This window comes from Georgenia soli, assembly GCF_002563695.1.
GTDB lineage: Bacteria > Actinomycetota > Actinomycetes > Actinomycetales > Actinomycetaceae > Georgenia > Georgenia soli.
The window spans coordinates 738,857-751,096 of the sequence record NZ_PDJI01000004.1 but is presented as its reverse complement, the minus strand read 5'-3'; the positions used below and the strand labels follow the sequence as shown (position 1 = coordinate 751,096).

Sequence of the window (12,240 nt, the reverse complement as noted above, 5' to 3'; positions counted from 1 at the left end):
GGGGTCCACACGGCCCGCGGACCAGGGCGACCCGATGACCGAACGGCAGCCCGCGCTGCCCAGACCATCGCGCGTGACCTGTGGCACGAGCGGGAAGAGACCACCATGCAGACCCTGGACATCGTCGACGGCGCCTCGCTGCGCGACGACATCCCCGCCTTCCGCGCCGGCGACACCCTCAAGGTGAACGTCAACATCGTCGAGGGCAACCGCTCCCGTATCCAGGTCTTCCAGGGCGTGGTGATCGCCCGCTCCGGCCACGGCATCCGCGAGACCTTCAAGATCCGCAAGGTCAGCTTCGGCGTCGGCGTCGAGCGTACGTTCCCGGTCCACTCGCCGTCGATCGACTCGATCCAGGTCGTCACCCGCGGTGACGTCCGCCGCGCGAAGCTGTACTACCTGCGCAACCTGCGCGGCAAGGCCGCCAAGATCAAGGAGAAGCGCGAGACCACCGCTCGCTGACCTCCGCCGAGTGCCCGGTACGCCCCAGGCGTACCGGGCACTCGCACGTCCAGGCCTTGTAAGGTCGACCCAGGTCCCTCTGGGCCGGCAGCGTCCTGGCAGAGCAGTGCCAGAGGGGAGCGGATCGTTTGACCACCGACAGCACCGACGGGCGTGCGCGGGGCGACGACGCCCACGAGGCCGCGGCCATGCCGCCGAGCTACCCGCCGAGGTCCGCACCGGGGCCCGAGCGCGCACAGCAGGGGTCGGTCGGCGGCAGGACGGCCACCAGCCGGGGCGGGTGGTTCCGCGAGACGCTCACCGTGATGGTGTCGGCACTGATCCTCTCGGTCCTCATCAAGACCTTCCTCGCCCAGGCGTTCTACATCCCGTCCGGCTCGATGGAGAACACGCTCGAGCTCGGTGACCGGGTCATGGTCAACAAGCTCGCTCCCGGCCCCTTCGAGCTCGACCGCGGTGACATCGTCGTCTTCGTCGACCCGGGCGACTGGCTCGGCGAGCTGCCGCCGGACACCCGGCCAGCGTGGCAGCGCACGGCCACCCAGGTGCTCACCTGGATCGGCCTGCTGCCGCAGGACGCCGGCCACCACCTGATCAAGCGGATCATCGGGACGGGTGGCGACACCGTCGAGTGCTGCGACGCCCAGGGACGCCTCATGGTCAACGGCGAGCCCATCGACGAGCCCTACCTGAAGCCCGGCACCGAGCCGAGCGAGATGGAGTTCTCCGTCACCGTGCCCGAGGACCACGTGTGGCTCATGGGCGACAACCGCTCCAACTCGGCCGACTCCCGGGCGCACCTGGGAGACCCGGGCGGGGGCAGCGTGCCGGTGAAGAACATCGTCGGACGCGCCTTCGTGGTGCTGTGGCCGGCGGACCGGATCACGCTGCTGGACAATCCGGAGAAGACGTTCGCCCACGTCCCGGAGCCCTCGCCGTGACGACCACCCCCGCCCGCCGCACCCGGCGGCCGAAGCCCACCCGGGTCCTCGAGACCGCCCTCCTCGCCGAGCTCGGCGACGGCGCCCTCGTCGCCGGGATGGACGAGGTCGGCCGCGGGGCCCTGGCCGGGCCCGTGAGCGTGGGCGTCGCCGTCGTCAGCGCCGCCACGTCGAGGCGGATGCCCCGCGGGCTGGCCGACTCCAAGCTGCTCACCCCCCAGGCTCGCGAGGAGCTCGTCGCCCCGGTGCGGGCCTGGTCCACGGCCTCCGCGGTGGGGCACGCCTCGGCCGCGGAGATCGACGCCCTGGGGATCATCGCGGCCCTCCGCCTGGCGGGCCGTCGCGCGCTCGCCGAGCTGGCCGGCGTGGGCGTCGTGCCGGGGCTGATCATCCTGGACGGGGTCCACGACTGGCTCGGCGAGCCCGCGCAGGGCGAGCTCTTCGCCCCCGAGCCGCCCGCCGTCCTCGTCCCGGGCACCGGCGAGGAGGTCTTCACCCCGCCGGTCCGTACCCAGGTCAAGGGGGACGCCCGCTGCGCGGTGGTCGCGGCGGCCAGCGTGCTCGCCAAGGTTGCCCGCGACTCCCTGATGGTCGAGCTGCACGACTCCCACCCGCAGTACCACTGGGCCGGCAACAAGGGGTACAGCTCGCCGGAGCACGTGGCGGCGCTGGCCGAGCAGGGCCCGTGCGAGCTGCACCGCCGGTCGTGGCGGCTGCCCGGTGTCGGGGGCGCGGGCGTCGGTGCCGACGACGAGGGCCGGCCGCTCGTGGCGACGCCGGAGGAGGCGGAGGACCACGACGCGTCCGAGGTGGCGGGCGCGGGCGTGCTCGTGGGCGGGGCATGATGGTCCCGTGAGTGCCGAGGATCTGGAGAACTACGAGACCGAGCTCGAGCTGGACCTGTACCGGGAGTACCGGGACGTGGTGGGCCTGTTCAGCTACGTCGTCGAGACGGAACGGCGCTTCTACCTCGCCAACAACGTGGACGTGCAGGTGCGCTCCGCCGGCGGGGAGGTCTTCTTCGAGCTCACCCTCACCGACGCCTGGGTCTGGGACGTGTACCGCTCGGCCCGCTTCGTGAAGTCTGTGCGCGTCGTGACGTTCAAGGACGTCAACATCGAGGAGCTCGCGAAGCGGGAGCTCGAGCTGCCGTAGCCGCGGACCGTCCACAGGCCCGCCGCCTGCCACGCCGTCCACACCCGCCCGTCCCCCAGCTCCGCCCCACCGCCCCGCAGCGGGAGCGTACGGGCGGAGGTGGTCGACGTGAGGGCGAAGGACGCGGTGGGCAGGTACGGCGAGAAGGTCGCCGCGCGGTACCTGGACGAGCACGGCATCGAGGTCGTCGAGCGCAACTGGCGCTGCCGGTACGGCGAGATCGACATCGTCGGCCACGACCGTGCCGCCGACGAGCTGATCTTCGTCGAGGTCAAGACCCGCAGGGGCACCGGGTACGGGCACCCCGCCGAGGCCGTGACGCGCGCCAAGCTCTCGCGTCTGCGCCGCCTGGCGGGGCTCTGGCTGGGCGCGCACGAGGTGCGGGCGCGGGGCATCCGTATCGACGTCGTCGCGGTCCTGCTGTCCTCGGGCCGCCCCGACGTCCAGCACCTGCGGGCGGTGGGCTGACGTGGGCCTCGGTCGGACGTGGACCGTCTCGCTGCTGGGGCTGACGGGCCATCTCGTCGAGGTCGAGGCGCACATGAGCTCCGGCCTGCCGGCGTTCACGCTCGTCGGCCTGCCGGACACCGCCGTGAACGAGGCGCGTGAACGGGTCCGCTCGGCGGTGACGAGCTCGGGGGTGACGTGGCCTGCCCGTCGCACCACGGTCAACCTCTCCCCGGCGTCCCTGCCCAAGTCCGGGACCGGGCTGGACCTGGCCCTCGCCGTCGCGGTCCTCGTCGCCGCGGGGCTGCCGGGCCGGGAGGCGGCGGCCCGGACCGTCCACCTGGGCGAGCTCGGCCTGGACGGGCGTCTCCACCCGGTGCGGGGCGTCCTCCCGGCGGTCGTCGCCGCGGTGGCGGCCGGTCGGACGGAGTTCGTGGTGCCGGCGGCCAACGCCGCCGAGGCCTCGCTCGTGCCCGGCGCCCGGGTCCGCCCGGTCACGCACCTCGCCGAGGTCGTCAGGGACTACGGCGGCGAGGCGGTGCTCCCGGACCTCGGCCGGACGGCCGAGAGGACACCGGCCGGTCCGGCCGGGGGCGCGGCACCGGACCCTGACCTCGCCGACGTGCAGGGCCAGGACGAGGCCCGGTTCGCGCTGGAGGTCGCCGCCGCGGGCGGGCACCACCTGTTCCTCCTCGGTGCTCCCGGCACGGGCAAGACCATGCTCGCGGCCCGGCTTCCCGGGCTGCTGCCGGACCTGGGGGAGGCGGAGGCCGTCGAGGTATCGGCCGTGCACTCCGTGGCCGGCACGCTCGACCCCGCCGCCGGCCTGCTGCGGCGCCCGCCGTTCGAGGACCCGCACCACACCGCGACCCCCGCGGCCGTCATCGGCGGGGGCAGCGGCTTCCCGCGCCCCGGTGCCGCCACACGCGCGCACCGCGGCGTCCTGCTCCTGGACGAGGCGCCGGAGTTCTCCCCGCGGGTGCTGCAGACGCTGCGCCAGCCGCTGGAGCACGGCGAGCTGGTCCTGCAGCGCGCCGCGGGGTCGGCGAGGTACCCGGCGAGGTTCCAGCTGGTGCTCGCCGCGAACCCGTGCCCCTGCGGCAAGGCGGTCGGCAAGGGTCTCTCGTGCACGTGCAGCCCGGTGGAGCGGCGCCGGTACCTCGGCCGCCTCTCCGGACCGTTGCTCGACCGCATCGACATCCAGGTCGACGTCGCACCCGTCACCCGTGCGTCGCTGGCGCTCGCGGCGCCGCCGGAGGACTCCGCCACGGTCGCGGCCCGGGTCGCCGGCGCGCGCGCCCGGCAGCGGGCGCGGCTCGCTGCGACCCCGTGGCGCACCAACGCGGAGGTTCCCGGCGCGTGGCTGCGCGGCGGGGACGCGGAGCTGCCCGCCGACGTGCGCGTGGCCCTCGAACGGGCCATGGACCGCGGTGCGCTCAGCATGCGGGGGCTCGACCGCGTCCTGCGGCTCGCGTGGACCCTCGCCGATCTCGCCGGGCGTGACCGGCCCACGACCACCGACGTCGGCACCGCGCTGGCGCTGCGTACCCGAGGAGGAACGGATGGTTGACCTGCCCTTCGACGTCGACGACCCGAGGTTGGCGGCGGCCGCGTGGAGCCGTGTCGCGGAGCCGCCGGACCAGCACGCCGGGGCGCTGGTCGACAACCTCGGCGCGACGGAGGCGCTGGGGTGGCTGACCGCCGTGGCCGCCGGTCGCGTCGACCCCGGCGGAGAGCCCTGGGTGCGCGCCGTCGCGGGGTGGGTGCCGCGCCTGGAGAACCTGGACATCCGGCGTGAGCTCGACACGCTCGACCGGCTGGGCGGGCGGCTCGTTCTTCCCGGCGATCCCGACTGGCCCACGCCCCTCGACGACCTCGGCGTCGAGCGGCCCCTCGCCCTGTGGGTCCGTGGCGGTGCGATCGTCCAGGGCCGGGCGGTCGCCCTCGTCGGGGCGCGGGCCTGCACCTCCTACGGCGAGCACGTGGCCGCCGACATGGCGGTGGGGCTCGCCGAGGCGGGGACGACGGTGGTCTCCGGCGGCGCGTACGGGATCGACGCCGCCGCGCACCGGGGCACCCTCGGCGTGGACGGGGTCACGACCGCGGTCCTCGCCGGTGGTGTCGACCGGCTCTACCCGGTCGGCAACACCAGGCTGCTGGAGGCGGTGACGACCTCGGGCGCGGTCGTCTCGGAGGTGCCGCCCGGGTCCGTGCCCTCCCGCAACCGCTTCCTCGCCCGCAACCGGCTGATCGCCGCCCTCGGGGCCGCGACCGTCGTCGTCGAGGCGGCCTGGCGTTCCGGGGCGCTGAGCACCGCGTCGCGGGCCGCCCAGCTCTCGCGCCCGGTGGGGGCGGTGCCCGGGCCGGTCACGTCCATGGCCTCGGCCGGGTGCCACCGGCTGATGCGCGAGCAGGGGGCCGTGTGCGTCACCGAGGCGGCGGAGGTCCTCGAGCTCGTCGGGGTGGCCGGGGAGCACCTGACGGACGACGACCGACCGGTCCCCGCCGGCCTGCTCGACGACCTCGACCCGGCCGCCCGGCGGGTGCTCGACGCCCTCCCCCTGCGCGGCTCGGCGCCGGTCACCAACGTCGCCCGGGCGGCCGGCCTGCCGGCGACGGAGGTGCGCGCCGCCCTCGGGCACCTCGAGCTCGCCGGACGGGCGCGGCGCACCGGGTCCACGTGGGCCCGGTCGCGGTGAGGGCCGGGCGGCACCGTCACGACGACCCCCGCACCACCGTGGCGACGAACCCGGCGTCGCCGGCGCGACGCACCGGCCCGGGGCTGCGCGGGAACCCCGGCGCCCGAGCGTACGGTGGGGAGCGTGGAGGGGGCGGAGGCGGTGCTCGAGGCGTTCGGCCGGCACCTGCGTCTGCAGCGCAACCTCAGTCCGCACACGGTGCGGGCCTACCTCGGCGACGTCACGTCGCTCCTGGCCCACCTGCAGCAGCACGACGTGGCCCTCACGGACCTCGACCTCACCGTCCTGCGGTCCTGGCTCGTCGGGCAGCAGCGCCGGGGCATGTCACGCTCGACGCTCGCGCGCCGCGTCGCCGCCGTCCGGACCTTCTGCACCTGGGCGGCCCGCGCGGGACACCTCAGCACCGACGTCGGTGCCCGGCTGCGCAGCCCCCGCCCGGACCGGCACCTGCCGGTGGTGCTCGGTGTCGAGGACGCGGCCGGCCTGCTCGGGACGGCCGAGGAGCGTGCACGCGACGACGACCCCGTCCATCTGCGCGACTGGGCCGCGCTCGAGCTGCTGTACGCCACCGGCGTCCGGGTGAGCGAGCTGGTCGGCATCGACGTCGACGACCTCGACGACGCCGAGCGCACCGTGCGCGTGAGGGGCAAGGGCGACAAGGAGCGGGTGGTCCCGTTCGGGCTCCCGGCTCTGCGGGCCGTCACCGCCTGGCGGGAACGGGGACGGCCGAGGCTCGGCAACCCCGCCAGCGGCCCCGCGCTCTTCCTGGGCGCCCGTGGCGGCCGACTCGACCCGCGCACCCTGCGCGGCGTGCTGCACCGGCTCACCGCCGTCGCCGGCGTCCACGACCTCGCCCCCCACGGCCTGCGGCACACCGCGGCCACGCACCTGCTCGCCGGCGGCTCCGACCTCCGCACGGTCCAGGAGGTCCTGGGGCACAGCTCCCTCGCCACGACGCAGCGCTACACGCACGTGACCCCGGAGCGCCTCCGCGCCGCCTACACGCAGGCGCACCCCCGGGCCTGAGCGCGCGGGGGTCTCAGCCGGCGAGGTCCATGTTCTCCGGCAGCAGCCGGACGACGACGTCGGCGCCGAGGAGGCGGAGCGGGTCGACGTACGCGCGCGGACCGGTGCGCGCCCCCAGGTGCAGGCAGGTGGTCAGCTGGAGCACCAGGCAGTGGCCCGGCTCCAGGTGCCCGATCGTCTCGCCGGCGGTGACGCGCTGCCCCTCGCGCACGGCCGGGCGCACCGGCTCGTAGGTGGTGCGGACGCCGTCGGCATGGTCGATCGAGATCACCGGCCGGTCCACCACGGTCCCGGCGAAGGCGACCACGCCGTCGGCGGCCGCGAGCACGGGGGCGCCCACGGCGAGCTCGAGGTCCACCCCGCGGTGGCCGCGGGCCCAGGGACTCGGCGGGCCGTCGAAGGCCCGGACCACGGCGGCCGGGTCACCGGTGGGCCAGACGTACCCGGACCCGGCGGGGGAGCGGCCGGCGTCCACCGCCGAGGGGGAGACGGCCGCGGCACCGACGGCCCCGTCGCCGGAAGCCGTGCCACCGCCGTCGCCGCTCGCCGCGGGCGGGTGGCCGCCGTCGGCGCTGGGGACGACGGCCCCCGTCGGTGCGGGTGCCGCATGGACGCCGGTGGCAAGGGCGAGGGCGGAGACGAGACCGAGGACGACGGCCGCGCCCCGTCTCTGCGCGGAGAGCCGACGGCCCGTGGCCCGTCGCCCGGGGCGGGCAGCGCGGGACGGGCGCGGCGCCGGACGGGCGGTCGTGAGCTCAGTGCGGTCAGAACGGACGGTGTCTGTCTCGGGTGCGGCAGCCATGGCGGCCACGCTGCCCGGGCGCCGGCCACGGTGCGCGCGACAGCCGGGGCACCTGTGGAGGACGTGGCAGCTCGGCCACCTGGGGACAACTCGCGCGCCGCATCGCCGGGGACCGCCGCTGACGTGACCGCTGCCGCACCCGCGCCCGTGCGGGGACCGGCGGGTCATCGGCTAGCATGGTCCTCGCAACCGGCACCCGTCGGTTGACATCGCGTGCCCGCACGTCGTCGCACCAGCCCGCCGCCCGGCGGGACCGAGGTCGACGAGGCGAGAGGTGCAGCGGTCCCGCCCTGCGGGTCGCCCACTCGTCGCAGGCACCAGGGCTCCGCGGCCACCCGGTCGCGAGCGACAACCGGAAACACGGGCCAGGGGACGCCGGCACTGCCGGCAGACCGGGCCCGGACGTGTGCGGGCCGATGCGGCCCGCGCCAGGAAAGGACGTGCCATGGCCGTCGTCACCATGCGCCAGCTCCTCGAGAGCGGCGTGCACTTCGGGCACCAGACCCGCCGTTGGAACCCGAAGATGAAGCGCTTCATCTTCACCGAGCGCAACGGCATCTACATCATCGACCTCCAGCAGTCGCTGAAGGACATCGACCGCGCCTACGAGTTCGTCAAGGAGACCGTCGCCCACGGCGGCAACATCCTCTTCGTCGGCACGAAGAAGCAGGCCCAGGAGGCCATCGCCGAGCAGGCGCAGCGCGTGGGCATGCCCTACGTCAACCAGCGCTGGCTGGGCGGCATGCTGACCAACTTCGGCACCGTGCACAAGCGTCTGCAGCGCCTCAAGGAGCTCGAGCAGGTCGACTTCGACGACGTCGCCTCCTCCGCCTTCACCAAGAAGGAGCTGCTGATGCAGCGCCGTGAGAAGGAGAAGCTCGAGCGCACCCTCGGCGGTATCCGTGACATGGCCAAGATCCCCTCGGCCGTGTGGATCGTGGACACCAAGAAGGAGCACCTCGCCGTCGCCGAGGCCCGCAAGCTCAACATCCCCGTCGTCGCCATCCTCGACACCAACTGCGACCCGGACGAGGTCGACTACCGCATCCCGGGCAACGACGACGCCATCCGCGCCGTCTCGCTGCTCACCCGCGTGATCGCCGACGCGGCCGCCGAGGGCCTCGTCACCCGCCACGGCGGCGGCACCGCCGAGACCGGCACCGCCCAGGAGCCGCTCGCCGAGTGGGAGCGCGAGCTGCTCGAGGCCCACGAGGCCCAGCAGAGCACCCAGGCGTCCGTCGTCGCGGCCGACGCCCCGGCCGAGGCCGTCGAGGCCGCGCAGCAGACCGCGGGCGCGACGCACGACGCCGAGGAGGTCGCCGAGGCCGCCGAGGCCGCGGACGAGAGCGCGCCCGTGACCGACGTGGCCGGCCCGGACACCACGCAGGTCGCGGACAACGCCGCCGCCGCGCAGGACGCCCAGGCCGCCGAGTCCGAGCAGGCCTGACCACCACCACCGATCTGGAGAGGATCGTCCATGGCGAACTACACCGCCGCTGACATCAAGGCTCTGCGCGAGAAGACCGGCGCGGGCATGCTGGACGTCAAGAAGGCTCTCGACGAGTCCGACGGCGACCAGGAGAAGGCGCTGGAGATCATCCGCGTCAAGGGTCTGAAGGGCGTGGCCAAGCGTGAGGGTCGCACCGTGGCCGAGGGTCTGGTCGCGGCCGAGGTCGTCCCGGGCGACGCCGGCGAGACCGGCGTCATCGTCGAGGTGAACTCCGAGACCGACTTCGTCGCCAAGAACCAGTCCTTCATCGACTTCGCGAACGACGTCCTGAAGGCTGCGGTCTCCACCGGCGCCGCCGACGTCGACTCGCTGCTCGCCGCCCAGCTCGACGGCGAGACCGTCTCGGACAAGGTCGACGGCATCGCCGCGACCATCGGCGAGAAGATCGTCGTGCGCCGGGTCGCCCGTGTCAGCGGCGACAAGGTCTCCCTGTACCTGCACCGCACCGCCAAGGACCTCCCGCCGTCGGTGGGCGTCCTCGTCGCCTCGGACGAGGCCGGCGCCGCGGTGGCCCGCGACGTGGCGATGCACATCGCCGCGTACTCCCCGGCGTACCTCAGCCGCGACGAGGTTCCCGCCGAGACGGTGGAGAACGAGCGCCGCATCGCCGAGGAGACCGCCCGCAACGAGGGCAAGCCCGAGGCCGCTCTGCCGAAGATCGTCGAGGGCCGCATGAACGGGTACTTCAAGGAGAACGTGCTGCTCGACCAGGCGTTCGCCAAGGACCCGAAGAAGACGGTCGGCAAGGTCGTCGAGGAGGTCGGTGGCACCCTCACCGGCTTCGTCCGCTTCCGCGTCGGCAACTGACGCACCCCCGGTGGCCCCGGTCCGGATCACGGACCGGGGCCACCGTGCAACCGGGGCGCGTCCGGCGAGCGGCGCGCGACCCACGGCCAGTACCGTCACCGCAGGAGGTTGACATGACGCACGACGAGACCACGCACCCACGCCGGGTGCTCCTGAAGCTCTCCGGAGAGGTGTTCGGGGGCGGGAGCGTCGGGCTGGACCCGGACGTCGTCTCCGGTGTCGCCCGCCAGATCGCCGTGGCCGTCGCGGACGGCGTCCAGGTCGCCGTCGTCGTCGGCGGTGGCAACTTCTTCCGCGGCGCGGAGCTCTCCCAGCGGGGGATCGACCGCTCGCGCGCGGACTACATGGGCATGCTGGGCACCGTCATGAACGCCCTGGCCCTGCAGGACTTCCTCGAGCAGGCCGGCGTGCGCACGCGCGTGCAGACCGCCATCACGATGGGGCAGGTGGCCGAGCCGTACATCCCGCTGCGGGCGATCCGCCACCTGGAGAAGGGGCGCGTTGTCGTGTTCGGCGCAGGCGCCGGCATGCCGTTCTTCTCCACGGACACCGTCGCCGCCCAGCGCGCCCTGGAGACCCACTGCGACGAGGTCCTGGTGGGCAAGAACGGGGTCGACGGCGTCTACACCGCGGACCCGCGCACGGACCCGTCGGCGCAGAAGCTCGACCACCTCACCTACGAGGACGCGATCCGCGACGGCCTGCGCGTCGTGGACGCCGCGGCCTTCAGCCTGTGCATGGAGAACAACCTCACGATGCGCGTGTTCGGCATGGGCGAGCCCGGCAACGTCACCCGCGCCCTGCGTGGTGAGAAGATCGGAACGCTCGTGACCGCGAACCTACAACACCAAGGAGTGACGCCGTGATCGACGACGCCCTGCTCGAGGCCGAGGAGAAGATGGACAAGGCCGTGGAGGTGGCGCGCGAGGAGCTCAGCCACATCCGCAGCGGCCGTGCCAACGCCGGCATGTTCAACAGCATCCTCGTCGACTACTACGGCGCGCCGACGCCGCTGCAGCAGCTGGGGTCCCTGACGATCCCCGAGGCGCGCACGGTGCTGATCGCCCCGTACGACCGGTCTGCCTCCAGCGCGATCGTCAAGGCGCTGCGCGAGTCGGACCTGGGCGTGAACCCCACCGACGACGGCAACGTCATCCGGGTGGTGCTGCCCGCCCTGACGGAGGAGCGTCGCCGCGACTACGTCAAGCTCGCCAAGACCAAGGGCGAGGACGCGCGCATCTCCATCCGGGCCATCCGGCGCAAGACCAAGGAGCAGCTGGACCGCATCAAGAAGGACGGCGAGGCGGGCGAGGACGAGGTCGACCGCGCCGAGAAGGAGCTCGAGGTGCTGACCAAGAAGCACGTCGAGATCGTCGACACGGTGCTGGAGGGCAAGGAGCGCGAGCTCCTCGAGGTCTGAGGCCGTCTGACGCGATGAACGACCAGTCCTCGCCGGACGCCTTCTCCAACGCCGTCCGGCGGCTCCGGGAGGCCCGCCAGCGCGCGCGCACGGCGCTGGTCGAGCCGGCGCCGCCGCGCCCGAAGCCGCTGCCGCCGACAGGACGGGCCGGCCGGAACCTGCCCGCGGCCATCGGGGTCGGCGTCGGCCTCCTCGCGGTCGTCGCGCTGAGCCTGTTCGTGCGCCGCGAGGCGTTCGTGGTGCTGGTCGTCGTCGCTGTCGCCGGCGCCCTGTGGGAGCTGGCGGCCGCGGTGGGCCAGCGGCACATCCGGATCCCGGTGCTGCCCCTGTGGGTCGGCGCGGTCGGCATTCTCCTCTCCGCCTGGGTGGCGGGCGCGGAGGCCATGCTCATGGCCTTCACGCTCACCGCCGGCGGCGTCTTCGTCTGGCGGGTGCTCGACGGCGGAGGGATGGACGCCGTCCGGGACGCCTCGGCGGGCATCTTCGCCGCCGCGTACGTGCCGTACCTGGCCGGGTTCGCCCTGCTGCTCCTGCGCCAGCCCGACGGCCCGTGGCTCGTGGTGACGTTCCTCCTGGCCACGATCGCCAACGACACCGGCGGGTACATCGCCGGGGTGCTGTTCGGCAGGACGCCCATGGCGCCGTCGATCAGCCCGAAGAAGTCCTGGGAGGGGCTGGCCGGGTCCCTCGTGCTCTCGGTCGCGATCTCCGTCGTCCTCGTCACCCTCGCCCTGGACGGGCCGTGGTGGGGCGGGGTGGTCCTCGGCGCCGTCGTCGTCGCCTCCGCCACCACCGGCGACCTCGCCGAGTCCCTGCTCAAGCGCGACCTCGGCCTCAAGGACATGGGCTCGCTCCTGCCCGGGCACGGCGGCATCATGGACCGGCTGGACTCGCTGCTCATCACCGCACCCGTGTGCTACCTCGTCCTGCGGCTGGTGCTCGGCGGGTGAGCGCCGGATGAGAGGATGGGC

The 12,240-nt window shown here is 74.2% G+C and carries 14 protein-coding genes; 13 read left to right on the top strand and 1 reads right to left on the bottom strand.

Annotated features, from left to right (window positions below):
* Window positions 1–105 precede the first annotated feature (105 nt).
* The 8 genes from rplS (at window position 106) to ATJ97_RS04750 (ending at window position 6,730) form a co-directional block, all read left to right on the top strand.
* The gene (gene rplS / locus ATJ97_RS04785) at window positions 106–462 is read left to right on the top strand and encodes a 50S ribosomal protein L19 (protein ID WP_098482758.1); all 357 of its coding nucleotides are present in this window, start codon (window positions 106–108) and stop codon (window positions 460–462) included.
* Between the two features lie 128 nt (window positions 463–590).
* Window positions 591–1,403 carry a signal peptidase I gene (lepB, locus tag ATJ97_RS04780; RefSeq protein WP_245862140.1) on the top strand — a complete coding sequence of 271 codons (813 nt, stop codon included), beginning with the start codon at window positions 591–593 and terminating at the stop codon, window positions 1,401–1,403.
* On the top strand, window positions 1,400–2,248 hold the full coding sequence (locus tag ATJ97_RS04775; RefSeq protein WP_245862138.1) for a ribonuclease HII: 849 nt from the start codon (window positions 1,400–1,402) through the stop codon (window positions 2,246–2,248). Before lepB ends, ATJ97_RS04775 begins: the two co-directional genes overlap by 4 nt.
* A 7-nt stretch (window positions 2,249–2,255) precedes the next feature.
* Window positions 2,256–2,558: a DUF2469 domain-containing protein gene (locus ATJ97_RS04770; protein WP_098482757.1), complete on the top strand. Its 303-nt coding sequence runs from the start codon at window positions 2,256–2,258 to the stop codon at window positions 2,556–2,558.
* Window positions 2,559–2,666: 108 nt separating this feature from the next.
* Window positions 2,667–3,026, top strand: a complete 360-nt coding sequence (locus ATJ97_RS04765; RefSeq protein ID WP_098485235.1) for a YraN family protein — start codon at window positions 2,667–2,669, stop codon at window positions 3,024–3,026.
* A gap of 1 nt (window position 3,027) precedes the next feature.
* Window positions 3,028–4,575 (top strand): YifB family Mg chelatase-like AAA ATPase, encoded by a 1,548-nt coding sequence (locus ATJ97_RS04760; protein ID WP_098482756.1) that lies wholly within the window; start codon window positions 3,028–3,030, stop codon window positions 4,573–4,575.
* Window positions 4,568–5,704: a DNA-processing protein DprA gene (gene dprA, locus ATJ97_RS04755; RefSeq protein WP_098482755.1), complete on the top strand. Its 1,137-nt coding sequence runs from the start codon at window positions 4,568–4,570 to the stop codon at window positions 5,702–5,704. The genes ATJ97_RS04760 and dprA overlap by 8 nt, the downstream gene beginning before the upstream one ends.
* Before the next feature lie 123 nt (window positions 5,705–5,827).
* A complete protein-coding gene (locus tag ATJ97_RS04750) occupies window positions 5,828–6,730 on the top strand; it encodes a tyrosine recombinase XerC (RefSeq protein ID WP_170037120.1) in 903 nt (300 codons plus the stop codon).
* A gap of 13 nt (window positions 6,731–6,743) precedes the next feature.
* Here the strand turns inward: ATJ97_RS04750 and ATJ97_RS04745 are convergent, their stop codons facing one another.
* A complete protein-coding gene (locus ATJ97_RS04745) occupies window positions 6,744–7,532 on the bottom strand; it encodes a M23 family metallopeptidase (protein WP_098482753.1) in 789 nt (262 codons plus the stop codon).
* Window positions 7,533–7,977: 445 nt separating this feature from the next.
* On the opposite strand from ATJ97_RS04745, the gene rpsB reads away from it, so the two are divergent.
* From rpsB to ATJ97_RS04720, 5 genes are all read left to right on the top strand, one after another.
* The gene (gene rpsB, locus ATJ97_RS04740; RefSeq protein WP_098482752.1) at window positions 7,978–8,979 is read left to right on the top strand and encodes a 30S ribosomal protein S2; all 1,002 of its coding nucleotides are present in this window, start codon (window positions 7,978–7,980) and stop codon (window positions 8,977–8,979) included.
* Between the two features lie 30 nt (window positions 8,980–9,009).
* Entirely contained in the window at window positions 9,010–9,849 is an 840-nt protein-coding gene (tsf, locus tag ATJ97_RS04735) for a translation elongation factor Ts (protein ID WP_098482751.1), read from the top strand.
* A gap of 113 nt (window positions 9,850–9,962) precedes the next feature.
* Window positions 9,963–10,715 (top strand): UMP kinase, encoded by a 753-nt coding sequence (pyrH, locus tag ATJ97_RS04730; protein ID WP_098482750.1) that lies wholly within the window; start codon window positions 9,963–9,965, stop codon window positions 10,713–10,715.
* Window positions 10,712–11,269, top strand: a complete 558-nt coding sequence (frr, locus tag ATJ97_RS04725; protein ID WP_098482749.1) for a ribosome recycling factor — start codon at window positions 10,712–10,714, stop codon at window positions 11,267–11,269. Before pyrH ends, frr begins: the two co-directional genes overlap by 4 nt.
* A 14-nt stretch (window positions 11,270–11,283) precedes the next feature.
* Window positions 11,284–12,219: a phosphatidate cytidylyltransferase gene (locus ATJ97_RS04720; RefSeq protein ID WP_098482748.1), complete on the top strand. Its 936-nt coding sequence runs from the start codon at window positions 11,284–11,286 to the stop codon at window positions 12,217–12,219.
* Window positions 12,220–12,240: the final 21 nt, after the last annotated feature.